The 26,684-nt window shown below is 53.8% G+C and carries 29 protein-coding genes and 4 pseudogenes; 21 read left to right on the plus strand and 12 right to left on the minus strand.

The genetic code is table 11. The features are described from left to right. The 6 genes and pseudogenes from R6H26_RS11935 to R6H26_RS11960 all read left to right on the plus strand — a co-directional run bounded on the left by R6H26_RS11935 (position 1) and on the right by R6H26_RS11960 (position 4,171). Positions 1-207: a hypothetical protein gene (locus R6H26_RS11935; RefSeq protein WP_404790575.1), complete on the plus strand. Its 207-nt coding sequence runs from the start codon at positions 1-3 to the stop codon at positions 205-207. 302 nt (positions 208-509) lie between these two features. Beyond that, a complete protein-coding gene (locus R6H26_RS11940) occupies positions 510-1,292 on the plus strand; it encodes a pentapeptide repeat-containing protein (protein ID WP_404790574.1) in 783 nt (260 codons plus the stop codon). Between the two features lie 526 nt (positions 1,293-1,818). Continuing rightward, positions 1,819-2,970, plus strand: coding sequence for a transposase (locus R6H26_RS11945; protein ID WP_404790573.1), 1,152 nt, complete (start codon positions 1,819-1,821; stop codon positions 2,968-2,970). Positions 2,971-3,024: 54 nt separating this feature from the next. Further along, positions 3,025-3,201, plus strand: a pseudogene (locus R6H26_RS11950) (pentapeptide repeat-containing protein); the annotation flags it as partial. A 12-nt stretch (positions 3,202-3,213) separates the two neighbouring features. After that, positions 3,214-3,567: a pentapeptide repeat-containing protein gene (locus R6H26_RS11955; RefSeq protein WP_404791300.1), complete on the plus strand. Its 354-nt coding sequence runs from the start codon at positions 3,214-3,216 to the stop codon at positions 3,565-3,567. Positions 3,568-3,907: 340 nt separating this feature from the next. Further along, complete coding sequence (locus tag R6H26_RS11960) at positions 3,908-4,171, plus strand: type II toxin-antitoxin system VapB family antitoxin (protein ID WP_404790572.1); 264 nt, start codon at positions 3,908-3,910, stop codon at positions 4,169-4,171. A 77-nt stretch (positions 4,172-4,248) separates the two neighbouring features. Here the strand turns inward: R6H26_RS11960 and R6H26_RS11965 are convergent, their stop codons facing one another. Beyond that, positions 4,249-4,494 (minus strand): UPF0175 family protein, encoded by a 246-nt coding sequence (locus R6H26_RS11965; RefSeq protein ID WP_404790571.1) that lies wholly within the window; start codon positions 4,492-4,494, stop codon positions 4,249-4,251. Positions 4,495-4,802: 308 nt separating this feature from the next. Here R6H26_RS11965 and R6H26_RS11970 point away from each other — a divergent pair, with 308 nt between their 5' ends. The 4 genes from R6H26_RS11970 to R6H26_RS11985 are packed head-to-tail and all read left to right on the plus strand — an operon-like array spanning position 4,803 to position 6,481. Beyond that, positions 4,803-5,078 (plus strand): BrnT family toxin, encoded by a 276-nt coding sequence (locus R6H26_RS11970; protein WP_404790570.1) that lies wholly within the window; start codon positions 4,803-4,805, stop codon positions 5,076-5,078. Then, positions 5,041-5,358, plus strand: coding sequence for a BrnA antitoxin family protein (locus R6H26_RS11975; protein ID WP_404790569.1), 318 nt, complete (start codon positions 5,041-5,043; stop codon positions 5,356-5,358). Before R6H26_RS11970 ends, R6H26_RS11975 begins: the two co-directional genes overlap by 38 nt. Positions 5,359-5,378: 20 nt before the next feature. Further along, positions 5,379-6,053: a HEAT repeat domain-containing protein gene (locus R6H26_RS11980; protein ID WP_404791294.1), complete on the plus strand. Its 675-nt coding sequence runs from the start codon at positions 5,379-5,381 to the stop codon at positions 6,051-6,053. Positions 6,054-6,085: 32 nt separating this feature from the next. Continuing rightward, entirely contained in the window at positions 6,086-6,481 is a 396-nt protein-coding gene (locus tag R6H26_RS11985; protein WP_404790568.1) for an MAPEG family protein, read from the plus strand. A gap of 9 nt (positions 6,482-6,490) precedes the next feature. Here R6H26_RS11985 and R6H26_RS11990 read toward each other — a convergent pair whose 3' ends face one another. The 5 genes from R6H26_RS11990 to R6H26_RS12010 form a co-directional block, all read right to left on the minus strand. After that, on the minus strand, positions 6,491-7,072 hold the full coding sequence (locus tag R6H26_RS11990) for a hypothetical protein (RefSeq protein WP_404790567.1): 582 nt from the start codon (positions 7,070-7,072) through the stop codon (positions 6,491-6,493). A gap of 225 nt (positions 7,073-7,297) precedes the next feature. Continuing rightward, complete coding sequence (locus tag R6H26_RS11995; protein ID WP_404790566.1) at positions 7,298-7,861, minus strand: hypothetical protein; 564 nt, start codon at positions 7,859-7,861, stop codon at positions 7,298-7,300. A gap of 60 nt (positions 7,862-7,921) precedes the next feature. Continuing rightward, entirely contained in the window at positions 7,922-8,296 is a 375-nt protein-coding gene (locus R6H26_RS12000) for a hypothetical protein (RefSeq protein ID WP_404790565.1), read from the minus strand. A 124-nt stretch (positions 8,297-8,420) separates the two neighbouring features. Further along, positions 8,421-8,711 (minus strand): hypothetical protein, encoded by a 291-nt coding sequence (locus R6H26_RS12005; protein ID WP_404790564.1) that lies wholly within the window; start codon positions 8,709-8,711, stop codon positions 8,421-8,423. Between the two features lie 89 nt (positions 8,712-8,800). Continuing rightward, the gene (locus tag R6H26_RS12010) at positions 8,801-9,091 is read right to left on the minus strand and encodes a hypothetical protein (RefSeq protein WP_404790563.1); all 291 of its coding nucleotides are present in this window, start codon (positions 9,089-9,091) and stop codon (positions 8,801-8,803) included. Positions 9,092-9,194: 103 nt separating this feature from the next. On the opposite strand from R6H26_RS12010, the gene R6H26_RS12015 reads away from it, so the two are divergent. Continuing rightward, on the plus strand, positions 9,195-9,338 hold the full coding sequence (locus tag R6H26_RS12015) for a hypothetical protein (protein WP_404790562.1): 144 nt from the start codon (positions 9,195-9,197) through the stop codon (positions 9,336-9,338). Here R6H26_RS12015 and R6H26_RS12020 read toward each other — a convergent pair. After that, positions 9,327-10,376: a multiprotein-bridging factor 1 family protein gene (locus tag R6H26_RS12020; protein WP_404790561.1), complete on the minus strand. Its 1,050-nt coding sequence runs from the start codon at positions 10,374-10,376 to the stop codon at positions 9,327-9,329. The two genes, R6H26_RS12015 and R6H26_RS12020, sit on opposite strands and share 12 nt — an antisense overlap. A gap of 460 nt (positions 10,377-10,836) precedes the next feature. Here R6H26_RS12020 and R6H26_RS12025 point away from each other — a divergent pair, with 460 nt between their 5' ends. Next, on the plus strand, positions 10,837-11,109 hold the full coding sequence (locus tag R6H26_RS12025) for a hypothetical protein (protein ID WP_404790560.1): 273 nt from the start codon (positions 10,837-10,839) through the stop codon (positions 11,107-11,109). 320 nt (positions 11,110-11,429) lie between these two features. Further along, positions 11,430-13,985 (plus strand): EAL domain-containing protein, encoded by a 2,556-nt coding sequence (locus R6H26_RS12030; protein WP_404790559.1) that lies wholly within the window; start codon positions 11,430-11,432, stop codon positions 13,983-13,985. 81 nt (positions 13,986-14,066) lie between these two features. Here R6H26_RS12030 and R6H26_RS12035 read toward each other — a convergent pair whose 3' ends face one another. Both R6H26_RS12035 and R6H26_RS12040 read right to left on the minus strand, forming a co-directional pair. After that, positions 14,067-14,822: a phycobilisome rod-core linker polypeptide gene (locus R6H26_RS12035; RefSeq protein ID WP_404790631.1), complete on the minus strand. Its 756-nt coding sequence runs from the start codon at positions 14,820-14,822 to the stop codon at positions 14,067-14,069. A gap of 181 nt (positions 14,823-15,003) precedes the next feature. Then, a complete protein-coding gene (locus R6H26_RS12040) occupies positions 15,004-15,795 on the minus strand; it encodes a TIGR01548 family HAD-type hydrolase (protein WP_404790632.1) in 792 nt (263 codons plus the stop codon). A 125-nt stretch (positions 15,796-15,920) separates the two neighbouring features. Between R6H26_RS12040 and R6H26_RS12045 the strand changes: the two genes are divergently transcribed. From R6H26_RS12045 to bchE, 6 genes and pseudogenes are all read left to right on the plus strand, one after another. Beyond that, positions 15,921-16,232, plus strand: a complete 312-nt coding sequence (locus R6H26_RS12045; RefSeq protein ID WP_404791302.1) for a 30S ribosomal protein PSRP-3 — start codon at positions 15,921-15,923, stop codon at positions 16,230-16,232. An 822-nt stretch (positions 16,233-17,054) separates the two neighbouring features. Beyond that, positions 17,055-17,966, plus strand: a pseudogene (locus tag R6H26_RS12050) (rhodanese-related sulfurtransferase); the annotation flags it as partial. Further along, entirely contained in the window at positions 17,949-18,647 is a 699-nt protein-coding gene (locus tag R6H26_RS12055; RefSeq protein ID WP_404791303.1) for a glutathione S-transferase, read from the plus strand. The pseudogene R6H26_RS12050 and the gene R6H26_RS12055, both read left to right, overlap by 18 nt. Positions 18,648-18,840: 193 nt before the next feature. Next, positions 18,841-19,329, plus strand: a complete 489-nt coding sequence (ispF, locus tag R6H26_RS12060; protein WP_404790633.1) for a 2-C-methyl-D-erythritol 2,4-cyclodiphosphate synthase — start codon at positions 18,841-18,843, stop codon at positions 19,327-19,329. 6 nt (positions 19,330-19,335) lie between these two features. Then, complete coding sequence (locus tag R6H26_RS12065) at positions 19,336-20,229, plus strand: ROK family protein (RefSeq protein ID WP_404790634.1); 894 nt, start codon at positions 19,336-19,338, stop codon at positions 20,227-20,229. 47 nt (positions 20,230-20,276) lie between these two features. Continuing rightward, positions 20,277-21,518, plus strand: coding sequence for a magnesium-protoporphyrin IX monomethyl ester anaerobic oxidative cyclase (bchE, locus tag R6H26_RS12070; protein ID WP_404790635.1), 1,242 nt, complete (start codon positions 20,277-20,279; stop codon positions 21,516-21,518). A 5-nt stretch (positions 21,519-21,523) separates the two neighbouring features. Here bchE and R6H26_RS12075 read toward each other — a convergent pair. Continuing rightward, positions 21,524-22,775, minus strand: a pseudogene (locus R6H26_RS12075) (transposase). Between the two features lie 115 nt (positions 22,776-22,890). On the opposite strand from R6H26_RS12075, the pseudogene R6H26_RS12080 reads away from it, so the two are divergent. Further along, a pseudogene (locus R6H26_RS12080) lies at positions 22,891-23,187 on the plus strand (magnesium-protoporphyrin IX monomethyl ester cyclase); the annotation flags it as partial. Between the two features lie 244 nt (positions 23,188-23,431). Here the strand turns inward: R6H26_RS12080 and R6H26_RS12085 are convergent. After that, complete coding sequence (locus tag R6H26_RS12085) at positions 23,432-24,124, minus strand: manganese catalase family protein (RefSeq protein WP_404790636.1); 693 nt, start codon at positions 24,122-24,124, stop codon at positions 23,432-23,434. A gap of 284 nt (positions 24,125-24,408) precedes the next feature. Beyond that, complete coding sequence (locus tag R6H26_RS12090) at positions 24,409-25,401, minus strand: zinc-dependent alcohol dehydrogenase family protein (RefSeq protein WP_404791305.1); 993 nt, start codon at positions 25,399-25,401, stop codon at positions 24,409-24,411. A 190-nt stretch (positions 25,402-25,591) separates the two neighbouring features. Here R6H26_RS12090 and R6H26_RS12095 point away from each other — a divergent pair, with 190 nt between their 5' ends. Further along, entirely contained in the window at positions 25,592-26,677 is a 1,086-nt protein-coding gene (locus R6H26_RS12095; protein ID WP_404790637.1) for an FAD-dependent oxidoreductase, read from the plus strand. The last annotated feature ends 7 nt before the right edge of the window (positions 26,678-26,684 follow it).

The following is a 26,684-nucleotide window of genomic DNA, read 5'->3' on the forward strand; positions in this document are numbered from 1 at the left end:
GTGGCGCACTCTGGGTACATCGTCGCTCTGAAAGCGCTAGCGATCGCCCACAAGCATTCGCAATCTGAACGGAAAGCGATCGCCTCTCTCTTCCCAATTCCCCGCGATCGCCGCGAGCTGCCGTTCCACCTCATGCCCCGCCAAGTATTTTCTATCGCCTATCGTTTTGTCGAAAGTTCGCCGCTAGCAACAGGCCGCAAAGCCTGATGCTATATAGGGGGTCTTTCAGCACTCTCGACAAAATAACTCATTTCGTTGAATGCTATTGTCTAGTTTGGCCTAACCTGCATTATTCATGACGATTTTGGAAAATCCTCGAAATCTATGCCAACCAAACAATCTGGCGATTTGCCTAAAAAACAGTCTGTTTTTGGAGGGTGCCGTTCCATCTGTGTTCTGGCGATTGGGGAATAATCCAGGCTAAACAGCTTATGTAGGATTTGCTGCCAATATCACACATTGCCAATAATCTAGACTTACGGAGAAAACATAGTTGTTTAACTTACCTAATGAGACGCAAACAACCTTTCAATAAAATCGAAAAACTTCTTTTGTCTATTCCCACCTGGATTTTTGTTAGTGCAGTAGTCGGTCTGATTGTGTGTTTGTCTCTTTTTGTTCATGAAGACAATAACCATAAATCAAAATGCAACACATCAGGACTTTTATTTGAATACAACAAATTAGTATGCGACGGAGCGAGTATACTGCTTCAGAGCGCCGAGTCGTTCGCTGTCGTTGCAGCAGTCAGTCTATATTTCAAAGAGATTCCAGACCGAAAAGCACGAAAACATTATGAGGCTTGGCAAGTTATTGATAATGCAGCAAACGTCCCTACAAGTTATGCGCGAAAGCAAGCATTAGAAGACTTATGTAAGGATGGAGTACCTTTAGTAGGTATTAATATTTCTGGAAGTGACCTAATCCGAGCTAACCTCAAGAATGCAATTCTTGGTAGTGCAAACTTAAGTGGATCTGACCTCAGATGGGCTGACCTTAGCGGATCAATCCTCCAAGGGGCTGACCTCAGCAGTGCTAACCTTATCGGTGCAAATCTAATCGGTGCTGACCTCAGTGCCGCTGATCTTAGCAATGCTAACCTTACTAGAGTTGAGTTCAGAGGCGTAAACCTCTTTGCTACTACACTTAGCGAAGCTGATATTTTAGGTGCTAACCTCAGCGGGGTTATAGAATTTTTACCGGATCCAATTCAGCAAATTAAGTCAGCTAAAAATTGGCGAAGTGCTGATTACAACCCTGAAATCAAAAAAATACTTGGGTTAGTGATGTAAAACCACACGGCACAATGAAATAGCCAACGTTCAACAAAAAAGTTCCATTTATTGAGAGTTCAGAACAAAGAGGTTAAAGCTTAGTAGTGCAGAAAACTAACGAAATCCCTATAAATAAAGGATTATAGACAAAATAAAAATCTCGGAAAAGTCCCAAGATTTGAACGATGACATTGGATTTCAGCCTCTATTTTAATCGTTCATACTGTTTATTATGAGAATGAAAAAAGTTTTCTGCACCACTAAGTCAAAAGGAATCCCTAATACAATATTGGCGATTTACAAATGAGAATCTATACTCCTGATGAATTAAAATTTGTTCTAAATCAACACAAAAAATACCTAATGACTGATGGAAAAACGGGCGAACGTGCATATTTACGCGGTGCATTTTTAAGTGGAGTTGATCCTTGATGGTGCAGAAAAGTCATGAAGACCTTACCAGCAGGCAATATTCAAATCTGTCAAAGGTGACAGAGAGGGGCATTCAATGTGATGCTTAAGTTCCCAAACTCAGAGCAATCCTATGTCAACCCCTCAACTCTATCGTCAACTGCAAACTCAACTGAGTCAATGGGTCACACCCAAAGATAAACGTCACCTTACTGTGTTTGCTGAAAACATCGCTGCAATCCTCCAAGCCCAAAGTGGCAGCTTAAGCCATTGGCTGACTTATTTGAGTCATCGTCGTTGTAAAGCCCGCTCTCACATGGAACGACTGAGCTACTTCGTTCATAATCCCAAGATCACCTCAGAAACATTCTATGTTCCATTACTGCTTCAATTTCTTCAAGCGTGGGCGGGCATGGCGACGACATTGACCCTGGATACAAGCATGCTGTGGGATGAGTATTGCCTGATAGAGGTCTGTCTGACCTGGGGAGGGCGCTCTTTCCCTTTGGCTCAAAAGGTGCTCAAGCATGGCAGTGCTACGGTCGCTTTTGCGGACTATTGCTCAGTGCTGGATGTGGCTGAGACGGTCTTACCCGCTGATTGTCAAATCACACTATTGGCTGACCGAGGCTTTGAGCATGGTGAGTTAATTCGTTGGCTACGGAGCCATCAATGGTCTTGGGCAATTCGCGCTAAATCCGATTTGAAGGTCACGTTGTCTAATGCTCAAACCGAGTCGGTTGCTGACCTGCTGCCAGAGCCTGAACAAGCTTTTCTATTTTCTGATGTCACGATTCTTGAAGATATCCACTGTCATTTGGCGACCGCTCGATTATCCATCGCCCAGGAGGCTTGGGCTGTGATTACAGATAAATCGCCTTCTGTGCAAACCTTCGCGCTATATGGTCAACGTTTTGGTGGCATTGAACCCCATTTCAAGGATTACAAGTCTGCCGCCTTTGAACTGCCTCGTTCTAAACTCAGAGATGCCCATGCTTTAAGCCGACTGCTGATGTTACTGGCGGCTGCGACCATTATTGCCATTTGCGTTGCCATTGAAACGATCGCTCAAGGCGCACTAAAGTCCATTGATTGGCATGCTCACAGGGGATTGAGTTTTCTGCAAATCGGGCTAAGACGGATTAATCAGTTGTGCTATCAAAGATTACCGCTGCCACCCTTGAGATATTTGCCACGATGTAATCCACCACCTGCTTATGCCTCTCTCAAGAAGCGAGATGCGATGAACACTCGCATTGAGTTTGCCAAGGTGACTGTCTTCTAAAGCTTTCAGCTCCTTTGAGTTTTCTGCACCACTAAGGGAGTTGATCTAGGAAAAGTAAATCTAGCCGGAGCTGATCTGAGAGAAGCCTATCTGAGCGGAACAAATTTGACAGATGCAAACCTGACAGATGCAAACCTGACAAAGGCGAGCCTGCGTGGTTCAGATCTGACTGAGGCAGACTTGAGCAGAGCAAACCTATCCTCATCTTCTCTTCGTGGGGCAACTCTAATCGAGGCAAAGCTAATAGCAGCAAATCTTATGCATGCAAACCTGAAAGGGACAAGCTTCATTGGTGCAGACTTGAGCGGTGCAGACTTAAGCGGTGCAGATCTGAATGGCGCAGACCTATACGAAGCAAATTTGAGTAGTGCAAGGCTGACTGGTGCAAGGCTGACTGGTGCAAGGCTAACTGGTGCATCCTTTACTAGTGCAGACCTAAGCGATGCAAATTTGAGTGGTGCAAATTTGAGTGGTGCAGACCTGAGCGATACAAATCTAACAAAAGTAAATTTTGACGGAGCAAACTTAACAGAAGCAAACTTTGATGGAGCAAACTGTACTGATGTAGACTTTAGCAACACATACGGTCTTCAATAATCAACATTTAAAAAATCAGCGAGAGTAACTTGAAAGGCTGCTATGCGTATCCGCAAAAGAGTAACTATCAAAATCTGGAGATGACTCGCAGATTGATAATACCGAGCAGTCATTTTCAACTTCGTCGATACCTGTATTTGCTTTAGAAAAATAATCCATTCAACAAAAGAGTTCCATGTATCGAAGGTTTAGACTCAAGGGATCCGCACCACCGAACAAAGGCGATCGCCCAGTTTTGTAAGGACAACATCTGGCAATGACCATAGAAACGCCGCAGTCTCAAGATTGGAAAAATCGAAGATTGGTAGAATAAAGCCTAAGTTCTACCAAGGTATCATTCATGGGAATAAATATTAAAAACGCTCAGGTTCACGCGATGGCCCAAGAACTTGCACAGTTGACTGGGCAGAATTTAACCAATGCCGTCAAGATGGCCGTTGAGCAGGCATTAGCGCAGGTCAAATCCAGTCGCGATCTACCCAGATTTAGCCCCTTGGGACAGCGGTTAAATGAAATTGTACTTCGCTGCGCAAGCTTGCCCGACGACGATCGCCGCAGTCCAGACGAAATCCTGGGATACGATGAGTCTGGTTTACCCGCCTAATGGTCATTGATACATCAACAAATGGAGATGGTCGATCGCCGCAAGGTTATTAATCGGCGATGTATCGCTAATAATAATCAAGGTCTACCCAGCACTTGCAGGTTTTTAAGATCTTGTTCTAGGTCTTCTACACCATAGTGAACGGGGATGTGACGGCTGGCGAGGAGATGTTGAAACGCAACCCGGTGCATCTGAGCAAAACGACTGGCTTGGGCTAGGGTGAATTTTTCCTGTTGAAACAACATAATGGCGATTTCTTGTTTGATTTCGCCTTCGGTCATACGGATGTTGGCTAGCACGTCGTCGGGAATGATGATGCTCATCGCTGGCTCCTTCACCTGATGCTATTATTTTAGGCTCCAAAGCTGGCCCATCATCAATCTAGGCGATCGCCCTTCGGTTGCCTTCAGACTGGTGCGGCGACCTCATACATTTGAGACAGCAGACAAAGCGATCGCCCTTGATAGAAGGTCAGCCTCTCAAACTCCGCACTGCCAGCTCAATCAACCTAAAAATGCGCAACGCGCCGATCGAGACTGGTAACAAAAGCCGCCCTCGTGCCGCCCCATTCCACTGCGGCAGAAAAAAACAATAACTTGCATTGTGTATTTACTTTGTGTAAATACTTTACATGCGATACACTTGGGACAACGACAAAAACCGCCGCAACCTCGAACGGCACGGCATCGCCTTTGAAGATGCAAAACGGATTTTTGATGGGCAGACCCTTGAACGGGAAGATGACCGCTTCGACTACGGCGAAACCCGCGTTTACGCCATTGGACTGGTCAACGGCTTGGAAATCACGGTAATTTATACCGACAGAACCGATGAACGACGCATCATCTCCGCATGGAGGGCAGAACCTCATGAACGACGTGCCTACTGGAAAAGCCTTGTCGAATAAACCCGAAACGGATTGGGAGAGGCTACGTCATATAAGCGACGCTGACAATCATGCCGCCATTGCCTCCGATCCTGACATTATCCCGACGGATGAAGATTTCTGGCAAAACGCCAAAGTCGTCACGCCCCAGCGCAAACCCACCATCACGATCCGGCTCGATCCTGACGTGCTGGATTGGCTGAAGGGGCAGGGTAAAGGCTATCAGACCCGCATCAACGCAATTCTCCGCACCTACATGCATGCGAGGAAGAACAACACTTCAGACCACCCGAAGCCTTGAACGATCGCATCAATTTTTTTATGCCCCTAAACACCGTCACTCCCATTCCGACGCTGCTTCAGGCCATCGAAGCCGCCAGTTCTGCCTCGGCCTTGGCAAGCGCAGTCGAGGCGCTCGCGCAGACGGGCAACCCAGAAGCGACGGAACCGCTTATTACTGCCCTGGGCTATAACAATCCGGGGGCAGCTGTGGCGGCGGTGGATGGGTTAATTCGCATTGGAGAACCCGCTGTGTTGCCCCTCCTTTCCCTGCTGGATAATTTTAACTACGGGGCCAGAGCCTGGGCCATTCGCGCACTGGCGGGCATTGGCGACCCGAAAGGCTTAGAGATTCTATTGGAGGCCGCCAGCGCAGATTTTGCCCTCAGCGTTCGGCGGGCGGCGGCGCGTGGTTTGGGAACGATTCGCTGGGAGGGGTTATCGCCGGAACAACAGGCGGACGGCCAACAAAGATGTTTGGCGGTGCTGCTCGGTTGCGCCCAAGACCCGGAATGGGTGGTGCGCTACGCGGCGATCGCCGGAGTCCAATCCCTCGCGTTGGCCATCGCTCTGGTACGGGTGCAGACGTTGGCGCAGGTTTTGGAAGCGTTGGAAGAACGGCGATCGCAGGAAGGGACGTTGGCGGTCAAGGCGCGCATTCTGTTGGCCCAGCAACAGGTGCAAGGTCTACTGTCGAGGGCGGCTGAGGAGGCATAATGAGGGGCGCAGCTATTGTTTAGGGTTGGGCTATGTCCACTGATTTGCTTTGTTTGTTGGCTTTGGCGCTCTGGTCTATTCCCCTCAACCACATTCCGGCCCTCGCCCGCGTCAGCGCCGCTGAATCTCCCTTGGCTTGGGGCATGGGAAACCGCGACACGATGCCGGAGGTCAAGCCCTGGGTGGGACGCGCCGATCGCGCTCAGCGCAATCACCACGACAATCTCGCCACGATCGCGACGGTGATTCTGATCGCTCAGGCGACAGGGCAAACCGATGGGGTGACGGCGATCGCCTCCATTGCGGTGCTCGGGTTGCGCGTCATCCACGGACTGGCCTATATTGCCGGCATTCCAGCCCTGCGATCGACGGCCTACTTCGCCTCGATCGTCGCCCTCGGCGCGATCGTCTGGCGTATTTTAACCTAGGTGCGATCGTTACAATCCCTGGGCCTTGGGCGGGGGTGCGGGGTCGGCGGCGGGGTCGGGAACGGGGTCGTTCGACTTTTCGAGCTGAAGTCCCGCATCTTTAACTTGCTTCTCCAGCAACAGCAAGCGCGCTTCTAGGGTTTTCTTCTGCACTTCTAGAATCTCAGTTTCTTTGCGCAGGCGATTCATCCTGGCCTTGTGATCTGCCGTCCGACCGGGCTGAAAAATCACGCCCACATACAGCGTGACGTTGGAGGAATCGAGGGTATTCACCCCCGCCGAGAAGTTGAAGCCAAAGTCGTTTTCTGTATTGACGGGCGTGTAAAAATTGCCGTCCAACGGATACACGATCCGATCGGGATTGTTGACAATATTTTGATTTTGGTTGGCGTTTTGATTGACGTTATTTTGATTGGAATTATTCCCAATTGCAGAATCGTTCGTCGAATTGACCTGCGCTCGAGCGTCAAAGGTCAGCCCTTGGCTGCAAACCAGCAACCCCGCACCGCAGGACAGTAACGCCGATTGCAATCCGATCGTTCTTACTTTTTTTAGACTGAAAACAGGCAGATTTACGCGATCGATTCCCATGTATCGTTTCAAGCCTCAACCTAGGGGCACTCCTCCACCGACAGACACCAGACAAATTCGAGATCGCCGCCGCCTGACGCGTCAAAACGATTTATTCTAAAGCTTGCCTGACAATACCGTCACATCATTCTTGAAATATACAGGATGCGGTTTTAAAAACGGTTTGTGTTGCTGTTTTGTTAAGATTCCAGGTCCGAGCGCGGCGCGATGCCCCTCTGGCAGATGTTATTTGACGTCGATGGCAATCGTTTGATTGAGGATGCCATTTCCGCCCATCTCTTGGGCGATTTCGGCTGCTGGGCCTTCTAAAGTAACCTCAACGGAGGCTCCTACGGGGCGATAGCTGCCAGCGATCTGAAGTTTTTGGCGGCCTTTGCGCAGGTAAGGGGACAGGTTGATTTTCACGACGCCTTTGCCTAGGGTTTTTAACGGCTTTCCATCGAGCTTGATGGTGCCTCGCACTTGCCTCGCATCGGCAGAGGGGCGCACGGTTAAGGTGTAGGGGTCTCGCAGATCCGCCTGTTCGAGTTCGAAGGAGGATTCTTGAACGGAGTAGGATTGGGCCACGCGTTCGCCGCGGTCTGAGTCGCGGCGAAAAAGGTCGCGCAGGCTTTGGAAGCGATCGCCGCTTTCGGTCTCTTGCGCGTTGGCCGTGCGGATCGCGACATCGTCGCGATCGACGCGGGCGGTATTGACGTTCGTCTGAACCGAAGCAGAGGTATGGGAAAGAATTGGGGCCGTGCAGAGGGCGACAACCCCACCCAAGATAGCCAGTCGTTTGAAACTCATCTTTGAAGAACTCCACCGAAAATTGAGGTTCGAGCCGAGGGTTCGAGCGCTAACGCCGGGTTAGGGCTTGAACTTTTTAGGCGTTCTGACGTTGACGTCGACGACGACGCTATTTCTAACGGTAGGGCCATTGACGCCCGTGCCGTTGCCCCGGCCTCCTTCGAGACGTTGGTCGACTTCTTGATGCTGGCTTCTGCCTCGACCTGGGTTTCGATCCACTTGCACGCTGGTGCTGGACTGGACGTTTCCGCTGCACGGACCGTCTCCGGTCTGTCTCACGTTGTTGGTTTGCGCGGCGGGTTCGCCCAATTTGAGCTGGATGCCGGCGTGGGATTGAATGCATTGGGCGGACGCTTGGGGCGGGGTCAGGGCAAAGGGAAGCAAGGCGGTGCCCGTCAAACCGATCGAAATTAAGGATAGGGGGATAAGCTTCATGAGGGTATGTCTCCTAACAATTGTGCGGGAGAGAGTTAGGGTTTCACCCAGACAGGAATATCGAAAATCCCAACTCTCTCTTTGATTTCAAAGACTGACCGAGACGGTCGAGGGTGCGTCGCGACTAGCGACGGCTGCGGATGCGTTGGTCGTTGCGCTGGTCGACGTTGTTGCGATTTCCTTTGATATCGCTGTCGTTGAGCGCGTCTTGAAGGTTGACTTCGTCGCCGCGACCCCGACGACCCCGTCCGGTGTCGATGCTTTGGCGGTTGCTTTGGTTCACTCGGTTGCCGTTGCCGTCGATCGTGCTCACGTTGGTGCTTGTTTGGGAGTTCCCCGTGTCCTGAGCGTGGGACGGAATCGCGATCGCGCCGAGGGTGGATAGGGCCAGAAGGGTGACGATTATCTTTTTCATGGTGGGTTTCCTTTTATATAGGTCAGTGGATGATGAGGGGAGGGGGATGGGCATCGATAAGGAAATACGCTCGCTCGAGGCGGGAGGGGTTAGCGACGGCTGCGGATGCGTTGGTCGTTGCGCTGGTCGACGTTGTTGCGGTTCCCTTTGACATCGCTGTCGTTGAGCGCGTCTTGGAGGTTGACTTCGTCGCCGCGGCCCCGACGACCCCGTCCGGTGTCGATGCTTTGGCGGTTGCTTTGCTGGACGCGGTTGCCGTTGCCGTCAACGGTGCTCACGTTGGTGCCCGTTTGGGAGTTCCCCGTGTCCTGAGCGTGGGAGGGGAAGGCGATCGCGCCGAGGGTCGAAAGGGCCAGAAGGGTGACGATTATCTTTTTCATGGTGGGTTTCCTTGATACAAGTGAGGGTTTGGCGTTCGGTTGAGGGGCACTGGGCGCTCTTCCGATGTATGTATCTTTGCGCTAAAATTCGGGCCGCACAGTGATGGGGGTGGGCGGTGGAGCGCGATCTTTGGGCGATTTGGCGGTGATGGCGATCGCAATGGGAATCGCCAGACGCGCCGCGCTGCAGCCCAAATCCAGACCTCGGACTGCGGCGGGACGGAGCTGGGCGCAATTACAGGTCTAAGACTTGCCGCAGGGATCGCTCGAGGGCTTCGCTCAAGGCGCGCTGGCCGACTTCGATTTTGGCGATCAGGCTTTGGTGGACGTGCAGGGCGTCGGCGAGTTGGGATTGGGTGAGCTGTTTTGCTTTTCGGGCCGCGCGGATTTCCGCGCCCGTGAGGCGATCGAAGCGCAGGCGGCGGGCGGGACGCGAAGGGGCGGCGGTCTTTTTTCCGGGGTCGGGCGGCAGTCCCAAAAGGTCGGTGGGCGGCACCAGCCTCAAGGGCTGGGCGAACCACTGCTCGATCCAGTCCGGGGGCTTGCGGCTCGTACTGCCCGGATTGAGCCAGCTCGGATACGGCTCGATGTAAAAGTCGGCGGGGCCGACCATCGCATTGGCGCGACCGTTCGACCAACCGAGGCTCAGCAATGCGTCTAAGGCTCGATTCCACGCCTTCAACAGCGCGGGGGCCAGGGTTGGGTCGAGCGGGAGGGACGGCAGGGCTGAGGCGGGCAGGGCGGCTTCGAGGAGGTGTCGGACGGTATAGACGGGCAATCTCGCGTCGGGATGGGGTTGGGGCGCGTTGAGGATCGGGGGAATCAGCAGGCCGATCAGAAATGAATCGCGGCAGCAATCGCGCTGCAGCAGGGTCAGGGCAAAGCGACCGAAGGCTTTCCAGGCGCTGCGGGCGCTGTGACCGCCTTGTTGGAGCAGGTGGGGCAGCCACAGGCCGGGTCGAAGGGTGAGGGTCAGCGCGGCGGGCGCAGCGATGCGGCCTGCGATCCAGTCGAGGTCGCCTTGGCTCTCGAGGAGGATCTCCCAGGGGTGGCCGCTGGTGCGATACGCTTCGACGCGGGTGGCGCTGGGTTCGGTCATCCAAAGGGTGGCAATCCTCAGGCTCGCGAGCCGTTCCAATAAGAGTGCGAGTTCGGGGGATGCGAGTTCGAGCGGGGCGGGGGCGGCAGGGGCGGGGGCGGCAGGGGCGGGGGTCCAGTCGAGCTGTTCTAGGATCTCGCCCTGGGTGAGGGTAAAGGGACTGGCGGCGGGGTGCGGCTGGCGCATGGCGTGGCCGACGAGGAGGAACAGCAGTTGGACCATCGGCACGCCGCACTGCTGTTTGATTTGGGCGATCAGTTCCCACGGGAGCCGATAGAGTTCGCTGGGCCGGGTGAGGTAGTGCTCTAGGACGAGGGGTGGGTCCGGCGAGGGTTCGGCGATCGCAGGGAACGGCGGCAGGTCGCGCGGCGGGACTGCGGGCGGTGCGGGGGCGGTCTCGGCGAGGAAGTCGAAGGATGCGAGGGCGAACCAGGGCGGAACGCGGAGGGGGGGGAGGGCGAGCGCGGCGGGGCCGGCGAGGGGGAGGCCGAACAGGAGAGGTTCTAGCGTTTGAGGGGTTTGCAGGATCTGGGCGACGAGGGCCGGGCCGACGAATGCTTCGAGTTGGCGCACCAGGACGCTCAGGGGCAGCGTCTCTGGGGCGAAGAGGCTCTGCCAGATGGCTTCGCAGTAGGGTTCGCGTGCGATGGATGCGATGGTGGATTCGGCGATGGCGGGTTCGAGGTCTTGCACGCTCCACGCGAGAACGTTGACCCACACTTCGCGCGCGAGCGCGTCCCACACCCGATCGCGCGCGAAGCCGATGGCGAGACTCTCGAGCAGGACCGGGGCGATCGCCGCTAGATCGGGCTGGATTTGGCTGCCGTATTGCTGCTGCGCTCGTTCTAACAGCCCAGCGCTGACGCTCTCGAGCAGGATGGTTTCGGTTTCGAGCGCGGCGCGCGTCAGCACCAGGTAGCGCGCCGCGAAGGCGTGCCTTCGCGCGCGCGCGATGAGGCGGATGCGCCGATCGGGTTCGGGGATGGGGGGCTGCACCATGGCGATCGGGTGGGGGGCGGGTATCCCTGACAGGGCCGGGGGGCTCGGGGGCGGGATCTTTATCTTAAGGGACGCGGTTCGCGCGCTCGGCGCGCCAGAGGTCGATTTTTGTGCGGGTCTGGGGTCGCTAGCGCTTTTTTGGGATTTTGGCTATTCTTGACGCTAGGCTGGAAAGGGCGATTCGATTGGTTCTGCGCTCGGTTTGCTTTCGGTTGTTTCACTGCGGTTAAAGGTTGAGTTTTGACGCGAGAGCTTCTCTCCTACGATGACAATCCAGCGGCTCTACGCTTGAATGCCATTCCGGGTATTGCGTTTGGCCGATGTCTCGATGCGGACCGCTCGATCTATTTTTTGTCTGAGGCCTGTTTGGCGCTGACGGATTATTCTGCCTGCGAGCTGTTATCTCCGGCGGAGGGCGGTCTGACGTTTAACGACCTGATTTACCCCGAGGATTTGGTGGACCTGCTGGCCCATATCGATGGCGCGCTGGAGACGCGGCAGGCGTATGGGGTGGAGTATCGCGTGCGCACGCGCGCTGGGGCGCAGCGGTGGTTCCTCGAGCAGGGGTATTTCTCGGCGGCGGGTTCGATCGAGGGGCTGATTACGGATATTTCTGCCCTCAAGCAGACCCAGGTGCAGCTCCAGCGCGATGCCTTTTACGACAAGCTCACGGGCCTCCCTAACCGACTGCTGTTTCTCGACCGGCTCGCTCAGGCGGTGCGTCGGCTCCAGCGCGATGCCGATTACCAGTTTGCGGTGCTGTTTCTCGACCTCGACCGCTTTAAGGTGATTAATGACAGTCTCGGCCATCGCGCGGGGGATTTGCTCTTGACTCAGGTGGCGACGCGCTTGGAGGCCTGCGTGCGTCCGGGGGATACGGTGGCGCGCATTGGCGGGGATGAGTTTACGATGCTCATCGATGCGGTCCACGGACCCCAAGCGGCGATCCAGGTGGCCGAACGCATTCTCGACGATATGGGCGCGCTGTTTCAAATCGACGGACACGAGATTTGTTCGACGACGAGTATTGGGATTGCGATGAGCGCGCCGGGCTATGTCGAGGCGGAAAATCTCATTCGCGATGCCGATATCGCTCTCTATCAGGCGAAGGCGATGGGAAAGGCGTGCTATGCCATTTTTCAGCCGGGGATGCATATCTATGCGGTGGCGCGCCTCCAGCTCGAAAATGACCTCCGCCGCGCGATCGCGCTGCAGGAGTTCTGTTTGCTCTATCAGCCGATTGTCAATCTCGAGTCCGGCGAGGTCGCTGGCTTTGAGTCCTTTGTCTATTGGCATCACCCGACGCGCGGGCTCCTCCCGCCGGGAGAGTTTCTCCCGGTGGCCCAGGAGGCGGGGCTCATCATTGCGATCGGTCATTGGGTCCTGGCCACCGCTTGCGCGCAAATGGCGCTCTGGCACCGACGCTTCCCGCAGGCGCGCTCGGTGTTCGTGAGCGTCAATCTCTCGAGTCCCGAGCTCTGCCATTCTGAGTTGGTGCCGGTCCTCCAAGGCGCGCTCGCGCGCTCGGGTCTCGACCCTAGGGCGCTCAAAATTGAGATTACCGAGGAGTTGCTGGTGCGACATTCGGAGGCGGTGCTCGCGCAACTGAGCCAAGTGAGGGCCCTCGGCGTTCAGCTCTGTATTGACGATTTTGGTACGGGCTATTCTTCCCTCAGTTATTTGGACCGCTTGCCGGTCGATTTTCTCAAGATCGACCGCTCGTTTGTCGCTCGCGTCGATTCTCCCGATAATTTGGAGATCGTCCGCACGATTCTGACGCTCGCTCGCAATCTCGGTCTCGGGGGGGTCGCCGAAGGGGTGGAGTCGACGGCTCAGGTCGCTCAGTTGCGCGCGCTCCGCTGTCAGTTCGGCCAGGGGTTTTTGTTCGCCAGACCCATGGAGGCGCTGCAGGCGCTCCGCTTTTTGGAGCAGCAGTTCGCGGGTGACGATTTTACGGCGCTTTCGGTGGCGGCGCTGCCGCGCCTTTTGATTCATACGCCCACGGGGCACTATCAAATGCTTTTGGTCGGTCGCAGGACTTGGTCGGTCGGGCGCGCTCAAGATTGCGCTATTTTTCTGCCGGACCGCATGGTTTCGCGCGAGCACGCGATGTTGCTCCAGTTGGCGCTCTCTAATGAGTTCTTTTGGGTCGACCTCGGCAGTCGCAATGGCTCGTTTATTAATTTTCAGCCCGTGACGCAGCCGACTAAGCTCAAGGATGGTGACCTCATCCGCGTTGGCAATCGCCTTGAGATGCAGTTCGTGGCCTCCCCAGATTCGCATCCCGATGCCCTCGGCCCTTGTGCGGTGTTGATGCATCAAACGTCTCTCCTCCAAGGGCAGCTCTGGCGAGAGGTCCTCATGGCCCATCGGGTTTCGATTTTTTGGCAGGCTGACGATCTGCCTATCCTACATACCCTCAGGCTTTTGGAGGCGGCGGGCGAGCCCCTCCCACAGTTGCTGTTGATCGATGTCCGCACCTTTGGCTCTGATTTCTCGGCTTTCTTTGAGGCCCTCGATGCGGCTTTTCCTCCGCTGCCTACCATCCTCACGCTGTCGGCTGATTCCCCGGCGTTTGACGCTCTCAGGGAGGCGGCGATTCGCGCGGGCGCGATTGACCTCATTCCTGCTTTTCGCTTCGGGACTTCCGATTTCCTCGATTACCAGGCGGACCTCGCTCGTAAGGCCGCGCGCGTTCTCAATGCTCTCGGGGCTGACCATTTTCACCACGAGGCTCTCCTTGAGGCCGCCGCTAATGCTCTCCGCTCGGTCCTCCGCAACGATACTCTCTTCTGAACATGAGTGAGGAAAGTTACACCCGCACACTAAAAACCGCGCTCCATCTATGAGCGCGGTTCCTTCTCTCAATCCACAACCCTAACGCTTCCGGTACGGGACCGTCCGCTCGATGTCGATGTTATACGGCGATACGCTCTGCGGAAGATTTCCAGTTGGACGAATACTTTGAGCCATACTTAAAAACAAGGATGGGTCTCCGGTTCTAGGTTGTCTGTCAGGTGCGCGGTAGCTCTTAACAGTACTTTGCCAAACGATTTGAGGAAATCCAAGTTTGCTGCGATGATAGCTGTCATAACGAGGCGATTTTAGGTTGAAGGGCGTTTCGCCGATGCTTCTCCCTGGCAGTATCCGACGACGTTGATAGGGCACAATGCTGTCGCCAAAGTTCTCTTGGTATTCTTCACTACCGAGCAGTTCGTCAATGAACCCCCTGATTCCTTTGGTCGCCACAACAATGGACCATGCAATCTTTTCCCGTTCGCTGTAGACGTCTCTGCCTAAGATCCGCTGCACGCTCTGCTCGACGAATCGATAGTTACTGTTGAGGTCGTAAAAGCTTCGCTTGTAGGTATCGGACAACGCTAGCCCGCGAATAAACTCTCGTACGCTAATTTGCCCGTTCCGCAGTTGCGATTCTAGGTACGGCTCTCGGTCTGAGGCGAAGGCATGGAAATAGAGCTGTCGATACGCAGCTTCGATCAGAGTGCCCATATCTCCAGGGCTCAATAGGTTATCCGTACTGTATATCCGAGGGGCTTCGTCACCACCACTCTCATAGCCTGCTACGCGCTCGTTCTGACTCTTTGGTTTATATTCTAGTCTCGGTATTCCCACGGTCCGCTCTCCTGCTCGCTTTCTATACAAAATCTTACTCATCTAATGAACTGTCCTGATAATCGCTTCATACTCCTTAACGATTCTCATTTTTGAGGTTTAGATATTAGAGTGGAGCGGGGATAAACGACAGAAGTCAAACACACCAATCCGAAAATCTATTGCGGTATCGACCGATCTGCTAGTAGTTTGAGCGATCGCCCTGAATCCAATCCAACAACTGCCCGACTGAATCCAGCACCGCAATCGCCCCAGCCTCGTTTAAGATCTGTGCGTAAAGAGAGCGCCGCTGCACGTGGGGTGGAATCACTCCAACTGCAAACCATTGCTGCATCGGATATGCCTGTTTTGCCCGCTCTACCGTCTGCATATCCGCGACTGTATCTCCCACGTAAATAATGGGAAAGTCAAACGGAACCGAAAGATCGGCAGCGAAGCTATGACGGCGGGCAAGGAGGGCGATCGTCTGAAACAAACCCGCAGGATCCGGTTTCCCTGGAGCATCCTCCATCGCCACTAGGATAGGCTGCTCCAGCCCCAGCCGCCGCTCCAGCACATACCCAGCCGAACCTCGCGTTGCGCCGCTAAAGAACCCCCAAAGAACTCCACCTTGCGTTAACTCCTCTAAGTAAGATCGATCCATTAGCAACGGTTCGGATTGTATGTACCCTGAAAAATTCTCGCCTCGATACTTAGCCTGGAAAAAATCCACAATTGCTTGAAAATCGGGCAGCGTCTCTGAAAAATCCCGAGCCTGGAAAAATCGAGCGATCAGTTCTTGAGATGCCTCCCAGTCGTTGTTCCAGCGACCTTCTGCCTTGAGCGCGTCAATATCCTCTGGAGTGGGCCGATATCGATCTCGGGTAAAGTGTTGAACCGTATCGGCGATCGCCCGTCGGTACGAGCCCGCCACATCTCTGACCACACCATCAATATCGAATACCGCAATTGCCGTTGGAGCGGGAGGATTCATAGTTTTTGCAATACCGTTTGTAATAAGGTCAAGTTTCGATCGAATCGTGCCGCATTTGAAGAACCGAATGCTGAGGAATGCAGTAAGATCGTAGATTGTATAATATGTAGCAATCGGCACATTCGCTGGAGGTGTATTTGTCCAAGTTTATTCTGAAGGTTCTCTGGCTTGACGAGAATGTTGCACTCGCAGTCGATCAGGTCGTCGGCAACGGGACAAGCCCCCTCACATCCTATTTTTTCTGGCCTCGCAATGACGCCTGGGAAGACCTGAAGACGGAATTAGAAAAAAAAGCCTGGATTTCAGAAGTAGATCGCATCCAAATTCTGAATCAAGGGACGGAAGTGATTAACTATTGGCAAGAAGAAGGGCGCAAAAGACCTGTCGATGAAGCCAAATCGCGCTTTCCTGAAATCGTCTTTACAGGAACCAACTAGAACCATTTTTCTTGGTTCGATCCCTTCTAACGATTAGATCGATCGGTCTCAAATCGATCCAGCAAGACTTAAAAAACACCGCGCCCCTTACAGCGCGGTGTTTTTTAACATTTAGACGGGAAGTCCCGCGCTGTACCTGATAGGGTCAGCGTCGGGATGAAAGGCGCGGCGTTGAGGAGTCCAACCCCTGAACATTTTTGCCCACCGCGCAAACAGTGAAGGGGTTGGCGACGAACCGCCAAAAGTGTAAGGTTGAGGAACACCAACTAATTACAAGGTTTTTCCACCCCTCCTTTTGTGTGTCGAGAAAAATATCACCCTCGAAAACGTAATGGTGACGCGCCAACGCAAGGAAGAAAGGAAAGCTCAAATCAATATTCATAAAGTCGGCGGGAGGTCTATCTCGTGGACTATAAACAAATTGCCTGCGGACGGGGTTCTGAACGGGGATTGTAAATCTCTTGCAATCTAGGAAAGACCGGATGATGTAGGAACTTCTCAAAGTGCGGTGCTCCTTCAGTGGTGGTACATGAGCCGAGAAGCCCGCGCTGTATGCGGAGCATCAGCGTCGGGAGTATGTCACGTCTTATTTATGGCTTTTCGGTCGGGCTTTTCGATCGAGATGGGGTGCGGCCAGCGACGATAGAAATCTATTAAAGAAATCTATAACGTCAGGGCAGCGAACGCCACCGCGCTCCCTCCCGTCAAGCGATCGCCCATTCAAAAGCTTTACTGGAGGACAGGCGATCGCTAGGATAAATTGGGAACGATTCCCCCTCAGCCCTAGCTGAGCTTCAAGGCCCATTCCCATTCAGGTAAACGATGACTGTCCTCACTGCCGCGCTGTATAAATTTGTCGAATTACCGGACTTTGCGGCGCTTCGATCGCCCTTATTGGCCTGTTGCCAAGCAAATGAGGTCAGAGGCACGATTTTGCTCGCAGCCGAGGGAATTAACGGCACGATCGCGGGCACCTGCGAGCAGGTGTATCGAGTCCTGACTTTCCTGAGGCAAGATCCGCGATTGGCAGATTTAGTCCATAAAGAATCCCATGCAGACCGACAGCCTTTCTACCGGATGAAAGTGCGGTTAAAACAGGAAATTGTGAAAATGGGGGTTCCGGGCATCAATCCAACCCAAATGGCAGGACAGTATGTCAAACCCGAGCATTGGAATGCGCTCATCGAAGATCCGAGCGTTGTGGTGATTGATGTCCGCAACGACTATGAGGTTTCGGTGGGAACCTTTAAGGGAGCGGTCAATCCCAATACCAAAAGCTTCTCTGAATTGCCGGACTGGGTCAGACAAGAAGAAGCTTTGAAAGATAAGCCTAAGGTGGCAATGTTTTGTACGGGGGGCATTCGCTGCGAAAAATCCACCGCTTTTTTGCGAAGCCAAGGGTTTGAGGAGGTCTACCACCTTGAGGGCGGCATTTTAAAGTATTTAGAGACGGTACCCGAGGCAGAAAGCCTATGGGAGGGGGAGTGCTTTGTTTTTGACGAGCGCGTGACGGTCGGGCATGGGTTAAAGCCAGGGCGCTACGAGCTGTGCCGCGCCTGCCGCAATCCTATTAGCGCAACGGATAAAGCATCTGAGTTATTTGTGCTGGGTATGAGCTGTCCCCATTGCTACGGTCAGAAGACGGAGGCGCAACAGAAATCGCTAGCCGAACGGCAAAGGCAAATTGAGCTGGCCGAGGCGCGCAACCAGTCCCACATGGGGGCAGTTTACAAGTTCAAACAGCCTATCGCGCAGCAACAAACCGAGCGCCCTATTTTGTATTCCTTTCGACGCTGCCCTTTTGCGATGCGATCGCGGCTGGCGCTGGCGGCGAGCGGGCAGGTCTGCGAACTGCGCGAAGTGGTGCTGCGCGATAAGCCCCAAGCAATGCTGGACGCGTCCCCAAAGGGAACGGTCCCGGTGTTGATCGATGCTGAAGGACAGGTGTGGGATGAAAGTCTCGACATCATGCTGTGGGCGCTGGAACGCAACGACCCCGGAGGGTGGCTCGCACCGGAGCGAGGTTCTATGGATGACATGCTGGTGTCGATCGCTCAGTTTGATGGCGGTTTCAAGCATCACCTCGATCGCTATAAGTACGCGGCGCGTTATGAGGGAGCCGATGCTCGAGTTCACCGAGCTGAAGGCGCGCGATACCTAGAGCAGCTCGACGCTCAGCTCGGTCAGATGCCTTACTTGTTTGGGAATCGCGCGGCCCTGGCAGATATGGCGATCGCTCCTTTTGTGCGTCAATTTGCGATCGCCGACTCAGACTGGTTTGACATGCAGCCTTGGCCCCACCTTCAGACGTGGTTGACGAGTTGGTTGAATTCAGATCTGTACGCTCGCGTCATGCAGAAGTATCCTCGGTGGATTGCGGGGACCCCTGGCATTATTTTTCCTGACCCGTTGTAACGGTGCGACAAAAGATACGTTGTTGCTCGTAGATTGGAGGCAGACCTTGTATTTAAGGCATTAACCTCAGATACTGACAGATCGGCACGTTCGGTTAGGATTGAGTGCTAGAGTCTGCGTGCGATCGATCTAAACTCTAGGATATTGCCCTCGTACCGTAGGGCGCTTTTGTTTTTGCTGATGGACGATTTTTATGGTTCCGCTGCGCATTGGGAATGGTTACGATATTCACCGACTGGTTCCAGATCGCCCTTTAATCTTAGGCGGCATTACCATCGATCACGAATTGGGGCTGTTAGGCCATAGCGATGCAGATGTTCTCACCCACGCCATTATGGATGCCTTGCTGGGGGCGCTCAGTCTAGGGGACATCGGCCACTACTTCCCGCCGACGGATGCCCAATGGAAAAATGCAGACAGTCTCAAGCTTCTAGAACAGGTCAATCAGCTCGTTCGATCCCGCGGCTGGGAAGTCGGCAATATTGATTCGGTGGTGGTAGCAGAGCGTCCCAAACTGAAGCCTCACATTGCCGCCATGCGCGATCGCCTGGCCGCTGTCCTCGCTATTCCTGCCGACCGCGTAGGCGTAAAAGCCACCACTAACGAGCAGCTTGGGCCAGAAGGCCGAGAGGAAGGAATCGCTGCCTATGCAGTGGCATTGTTAACCCCCATCGCGGACTAAAAAACGATGGCAGACCGAGTCATTGGGGTAGATTTAGGCGGCACCGACATTAAGCTGGGGTGCTATACCCGCGAAGGCCATTGCTTGGCTTCTTTGAAAATTGCAACCCCGCAATCATCATCGCCAGATCCCGTAATTGCAGGGATTGCAGCAGCGATTCGAGAACTCGACCCAGAGAAAGAGGCGATCGCCCTTGGGGTAGGCGCGCCAGGGCCAGCGGATGTCGCAGGTCGCGTATCGAAGTTAGCCATCAACCTACCGGGCTGGGTAAGCGTGCCCTTGGCCGATCGACTGGAAGCGCTGACTGGCCTGCCCACAGTGGTGGGAAACGATGCAAACTGTGCGGGGTTGGGCGAAGCGTGGTTAGGGGCGGGCCGTCACTTTCAAAACTGGATATTGCTAACCCTCGGGACTGGAGTGGGTGGGGCCGTTTTTATCGATGGGCAATTATTTGTCGGGCATAACGGGACGGCGGGGGAACTGGGGCTGGTAACGGTGGATCTCAACGGCCCAACGTGCAACAGCGGCAATCGAGGCTCTCTAGAACAACATGCCTCTGCGCAGGCAATCCGCCGTCGCACGGGATTTGAGCCGAGCGAACTCGCCGAGCGAGCCGCAGCAGGCAATCCCGAGGCGATCGATTTTTGGCAGCAATACGGTCGAGAATTAGCAGCGGGGATTACCAGTACGGTCTACGTCCTAGCTCCTCAGGCGGTCATCATTGGGGGCGGAATTTGCGCGGCCTGGGACTTCTTTTTACCAACGCTCGAAACTGAGGTGCGACGACGGGTGAAACCCACCTCCCGCGAAGGACTGCAAATTGCGATCGCTGAGTTGGGAAATCAGGCGGGAATGGCGGGCGCTGCTCGACTGGCTTGGCAGTCCAAATTTTTTTGCTGAGCGGATCGACGAACTTACAACGATAAGTATTGGCAAAGCAGAGCGGCATGAACATCCTCATTCTAAACCCACCACACCCGGCAATAGGAAGCCGTATTCCGCGCGAACAACTACCGCCGTTGGGGCTTCTATGCGTAGGCGGATCGCTGCTCGACGCCGGACACGATGTTACGCTACTCGACGCCGAACTCGGCCCGCTTTCGCAAAGCGAGATCGTTCGCCGAGTCGTAATGCACCGCCCGCAGGTTCTCCTGATCGGGCATTCAGGCTCGACGTCCGCGCACCCAATTGTCGTCAAACTCACCCGCCGCTTCCGCCAGGCGTTACCCGGCACTAGCATAGTCTATGGTGGCGTTTTCCCAACCTATCATTTCCGTGATATCCTCTCTCACGAGCCGCAAATCGATGTAATCGTTCGCGGGGAAGGCGAAGCGACTGTCCCAAAACTGATTGCTGCTATCGATCGCGGCAACGACCTTGCCAGTGTCGAGGGTATCGCATTCCACCATGACGATCGGATTGTCGAAACACCTCCGGCTCTCGCGATTGAAGATCTCGACGCTTATCGCGTCGGCTGGGAACTGATCGACCTAAAACGCTATAGCTACTATGGCGGCAAACGGGCCGTTGTCATGCAGTTCTCTCGCGGATGCCCGCACTCGTGCAATTACTGCGGTCAGCGCGGTTTCTGGGCGCGTTGGCGACATCGTAACCCGCAAAAGTTTGCTCAAGAGATTGCTTGGCTCCATCGCACTCATGGGGTGGAACTGATCGATCTAGCCGACGAAAATCCGACTGTGAATAAAGCGATCTGGCGCGAGCTGTGCGAAGCGATTATTGCTGAGAATATCCAGATTTCAATCATCGGATCGACTCGTGCCGATGATATTGTCCGCGATGCTGATATTCTGCACCTGTACCGCAAAGCTGGCGTCGAACGGTTTCTCATGGGAATGGAAAATACCGACGAGACAACGCTCCTGAAGATTCGCAAAGGAAGTACAGCTAGCACCGATCGCGAGGCTATCCGCTTATTGCGAGAGCATGGTATTCTCTCGCTAGCGACTTGGGTGACTGACTTTGAGGAAGTGAGAGATCGAGACTTTATCCGCTCTCTGCGGCAGTTACTCTGGTACGATCCAGATCAGATTATGTCGTTGTATGTCACGCCTCATCGATGGACGGGATACTATCGCATGGCTTCCGAGCGGCGCGTCATCCAACTGGATCGGCGGAAATGGGACTACAAGCATCAAGTCTTAGTGGTGCAGAAAACTCAAAGGAGCTGAAAGCTTTAGAAGACAGTCACCTTGGCAAACTCAATGCGAGTGTTCATCGCATCTCGCTTCTTGAGAGAGGCATAAGCAGGTGGTGGATTACATCGTGGCAAATATCTCAAGGGTGGCAGCGGTAATCTTTGATAGCACAACTGATTAATCCGTCTTAGCCCGATTTGCAGAAAACTCAATCCCCTGTGAGCATGCCAATCAATGGACTTTAGTGCGCCTTGAGCGATCGTTTCAATGGCAACGCAAATGGCAATAATGGTCGCAGCCGCCAGTAACATCAGCAGTCGGCTTAAAGCATGGGCATCTCTGAGTTTAGAACGAGGCAGTTCAAAGGCGGCAGACTTGTAATCCTTGAAATGGGGTTCAATGCCACCAAAACGTTGACCATATAGCGCGAAGGTTTGCACAGAAGGCGATTTATCTGTAATCACAGCCCAAGCCTCCTGGGCGATGGATAATCGAGCGGTCGCCAAATGACAGTGGATATCTTCAAGAATCGTGACATCAGAAAATAGAAAAGCTTGTTCAGGCTCTGGCAGCAGGTCAGCAACCGACTCGGTTTGAGCATTAGACAACGTGACCTTCAAATCGGATTTAGCGCGAATTGCCCAAGACCATTGATGGCTCCGTAGCCAACGAATTAACTCACCATGCTCAAAGCCTCGGTCAGCCAATAGTGTGATTTGACAATCAGCGGGTAAGACCGTCTCAGCCACATCCAGCACTGAGCAATAGTCCGCAAAAGCGACCGTAGCACTGCCATGCTTGAGCACCTTTTGAGCCAAAGGGAAAGAGCGCCCTCCCCAGGTCAGACAGACCTCTATAGCACTACGGATTTTGCTTAGGACGCACTGCTTAATCAAATCCTTACTGCTCAAAGCGGGCTATTTACAAACGTCTTAACATGCTCTCGTAGGGCTATATCAGGCAATACTCATCCCACAGCATGCTTGTATCCAGGGTCAATGTCGTCGCCATGCCCGCCCACGCTTGAAGAAATTGAAGCAGTAATGGAACATAGAATGTTTCTGAGGTGATCTTGGGATTATGAACGAAGTAGCTCAGTCGTTCCATGTGAGAGCGGGCTTTACAACGACGATGACTCAAATAAGTCAGCCAATGGCTTAAGCTGCCACTTTGGGCTTGGAGGATTGCAGCGATGTTTTCAGCAAACACAGTAAGGTGACGTTTATCTTTGGGTGTGACCCATTGACTCAGTTGAGTTTGCAGTTGACGATAGAGTTGAGGGGTTGACATAGGATTGCTCTGAGTTTGGGAACTTAAGCATCACATTGAATGCCCCTCTCTGTCACCTTTGACAGATTTGAATATTGCCTGCTGGTAAGGTCTTCATGACTTTTCTGCACCATCAAGGCATCAAGTACTCGAGGCGCGCCACATGTCACCCTGGCGTATTTTTCTTTGGGTGAAATTTATCGAAATTGTTTTACAGGCTCGACCGAAGGCATTGTGGCGATCGTTTCTCCAACCCGATCGCGCTGCTCGTCATGGAATGCTGTGGTTCACCCGCATGGGAAGGCGGGTCTTAGTACGCGAATGGTGGAATTTTTTCTTTTGCGATCGCCGGGTAAAGAATGGGCCGACGCTAGAGCAATTTTGGGGCGAACCCCAGGATCGTCAAGAGATTCCGTTGCGCATCTTCCGCCAACGCGAACTCGCAAAAGGCCACCAGCCAGTCGTCATAGCAGAAAACCCGACCGTCAGATCGCAGACATGAGAAGGGCACAAGTTACAAGCGCCCTTCATTTATGATGCAAAGCAAAACGATCGCCAGCCACACTTCAGAAATGTAGGTCTACGATCGTTTTGCCTAGACCGAGGTCAGCTTTCAAAGCCCGGTCGGCTCATCTCATTTACAGAGACGCTGGCTTCAATTCAGCTATGGATCGATCTTAGGTTTTAGCACTCTTAGCGGGATCCGCAACGTACTCAAAGTTTTCGTCAGAATTCCAAGGTCCGCGCTCGTCTTGGTCTCCATTAGATGACAGATTAAAGTAAAGATCGACAGTTTCATCGGGTTGGATGTTGCCAAAAAACGGCTCGTCCAATTTACCCAACGAGTCTAGTGCTTTCATGAACATTTTCGTGTGAGAGATTTCCCGCGTTAATAGATGAACCAAGGTTTTTTTCGTCCCTTCATCTGTCGCTAGTTTGATGAGCGCTTCGTAAGTTTGACGGGCTCCAGCTTCTGCAGCAATGTTTGCCCTCAGGTCGCGAACCACATCACCACCTTCGTTCAGATAGGTTGCAGACCAAGCGCTCCCCTGGCTATCTAGAAAGTGAGGTCCCATCCCTCGCACGGCAAACAGCGAACTTTTGAACGCATCTGTTTGGTCGACATTTTTAGTATGACCCTCGATCAGTTTGCCCACCATCTCGAGATGACTGAACTCTTCGATCGCAATGTCTTGCAACATGTCGCGTATGCCTGCATTCTCAACGTGGAAGGACTGCACCCAATATTGTAAAGCTGCAGACAGTTCCCCGGTAGCACCGCCAAATTGCTCTAACAACAGTTGAGCGTATTGAGGATTTGCTTCTTTGATATTAACGTCTTGAATGAGTTCTTTTTTGTGAAAAAACATGATTTTTGCACCTAAAAATTGTCAGATCTAAATCAATTTTGCTATGGTACAAAATGATTTTCGTTCTTCTATGCTAGAGCTGTGAAGTTACCAGAGCATGGGTCTTTAGGTTGAGATAAGCGCGTCTAAAGGAAGAAGGACGAGTTCAGAATCAAGCAACTGAGCGCCAGACAAATTCGCTGGCCCAATTTACTTTTAAGCTTTACAAACCGCGTCGAGCGATGCAACCCGTTGCGCTGGCAATCTCCGCACAAACGAGCGCTGACGCGGAACAAGGACGCTCGCTAACCGAACGTTGCTCGATCCACAACCAAAACCGCCGCACCTTCGATCTGTCCGTGACGCAACGCTTCTAGGGCTTCGTTGGCGGCTTCTAAGGGAAACGGGTTGGTTCTGGTGGCAATGGGACATTGTGCCGCTAGATTTAGAAATTCTTCTCCATCTAGACGAGTCAGATTGGCGACAGAGCGCAGGACGCGCTCCTCCCAAAGAATTTCGTAAGGAAATGACGGAATATCGCTCATGTGGATTCCCGCGCAAACGACGATTCCTGCCTTGGCAACGGCCTTCAGCGCCAGTGGGACCAGCAAACCCACGGGCGCAAAAATAATCGCGGCATCCAAAGCTTCAGGCGGAAGTTCGCTAGAACTGCCAACCCACGCCGCACCTAATTCGCGGGCAAAGTCTTGTCCCGCACGATCGCCCGGTCGCGTGAACACGAACACTTGTCTGCCTTGGTGGCGCGCCAACTGAATCAAAATATGGGCCGATGCGCCAAAGCCATACAATCCGATGCGCGTGGCAGCCTCAGTCATTTTGAGCGCGCGATAGCCAATTAACCCCGCGCAAAGGAGCGGAGCGGCCTCCACATCTGAATAGCCCATCGGGATTGGGAAGCAGAAGCGCGCGCTAGCAACCGCGTACTCGGCATAACCGCCATCGAGCTGGTATCCGGTAAAGCGAGCGTTATCGCAGAGATTTTCTCGATCTGCCAGGCAATAGCGGCAATGATGGCAAGTCTGCCCCAGCCACGGCACCCCGACGCGATCGCCCACCGAAAATTGTTCGGCACCTTCGCCCGCAGCCGCCACAATCCCGACAATCTGATGCCCCAACACCAAAGGCACTTTGGGATGGGCTAGTTCTCCATCCACAATGTGCAGATCGGTACGGCAGACCCCGCAAACCCGCACGCGAAGCAGAACTTCCCCAGGACCGGGGGAAGGGACGGGCAGGTCGGCGAGTTTTAACGGCAGTCCGGGCCGTTCGAAAAGCATGGCGCGCACGATCGAACCTCCTGCTCTAGCTGAGAGCGATATCGGTAGAATGGGACTTAGGTTCCCTCGTTCCCTGCAATCGCGTTAAGGTAACCGTTGATGCAGCAGCGGCAACCCCGATCGACAAAAATTCGTAGACTTGATTTTGTTAGCGTCCCATTCATTCCAGCTTAGACAGGAGGTCGAGCAGATGGTTGCATCAAACTGCCGAATCGGTATTATCGGAGCTGGAACGACGGGGGTTTACTTGGCGAGTTTGCTAGCCCAACAAGGAATTCAGGCCGACCTGTTTGAGAAAGCACCCTATCCTCGTACGGACGGCTGCGGCATCCTCCTGGTGCAAGCGGGCATGGAAGCACTTCATCAAGGCAATCCCGAAATTTGCAAAGCCATCATGAGCGCGGGTTCTCCGGTCAAACTCTTTGAATTCCGCAATCTCAAGGGCACTCCCTTTAGCTCGGAACCAGTCAGTTATGCAGATGACGAACTGCCCGGAATGCTGGTCCACCGTAAGCCCATTCTAGAAGCAATCCTCGATACGGTGCCGCCAGACTCCCTGCACTACGGCGCAGAACTCGAATCGGTGACGCAGCACGCTGGCGGCGTTGCAGCCCGTTTCAAGGATGGCCGAGTATGGGAAGGAGATCTGTTGATTGGGGCAGATGGCATCGTCTCTAAGGTGCGCAATTTTGTAGTGTCAGGCGTGAACCTTTGCTATTTGGGAGATCTGGTCTGGAGAGGGGTCGTCGAGGATCGCATTTTTTGCCCGGAAGGCACATTCCTCGTCTACGCTCGCGGGCGGGGCATTTATGCCAACTTCTTCGATATTGGCAACGGACGCACCCACTGGGGATTCTTCATCGAAAAGCATCAGCTTGATGACGAGCAAGGGGCGCTGCTGCCCCACGACAACACTATTCCTCCTCAGGAACTGGCAAAGTTACCCGACGACGCGCGTGCCATTATCGAGGCGACACCCCCACAGGCGATCGTGAGTCGTTATTCCTACGATATCGATCCCTTACCGCAACTCTATAACGGGCGAATTCTCCTGATCGGCGATGCAGCCCATGCTAAAAGTCCCTCACGGGCAAGGGGGATGACCTCGGGGTTTGAAGATGCCCTCGCCTTGTCGCGACATCTGGCTGCCAGTTCTGACCTCGAAGCGATGCTGGCAGCCTTTCAGGCAGAGCGGATGCCCATCGTCCACGAATACCAGCGCACGAGCCGCGAAATTAGCCGCAAAATCGGTCGCAGTCACAAACAGGCCGCCTGATAGGAAT

The sequence above is a fragment of the Altericista sp. CCNU0014 genome, from assembly GCF_044923475.1.
Classification (GTDB): domain Bacteria; phylum Cyanobacteriota; class Cyanobacteriia; order Thermosynechococcales; family Thermosynechococcaceae; genus JAAURS01.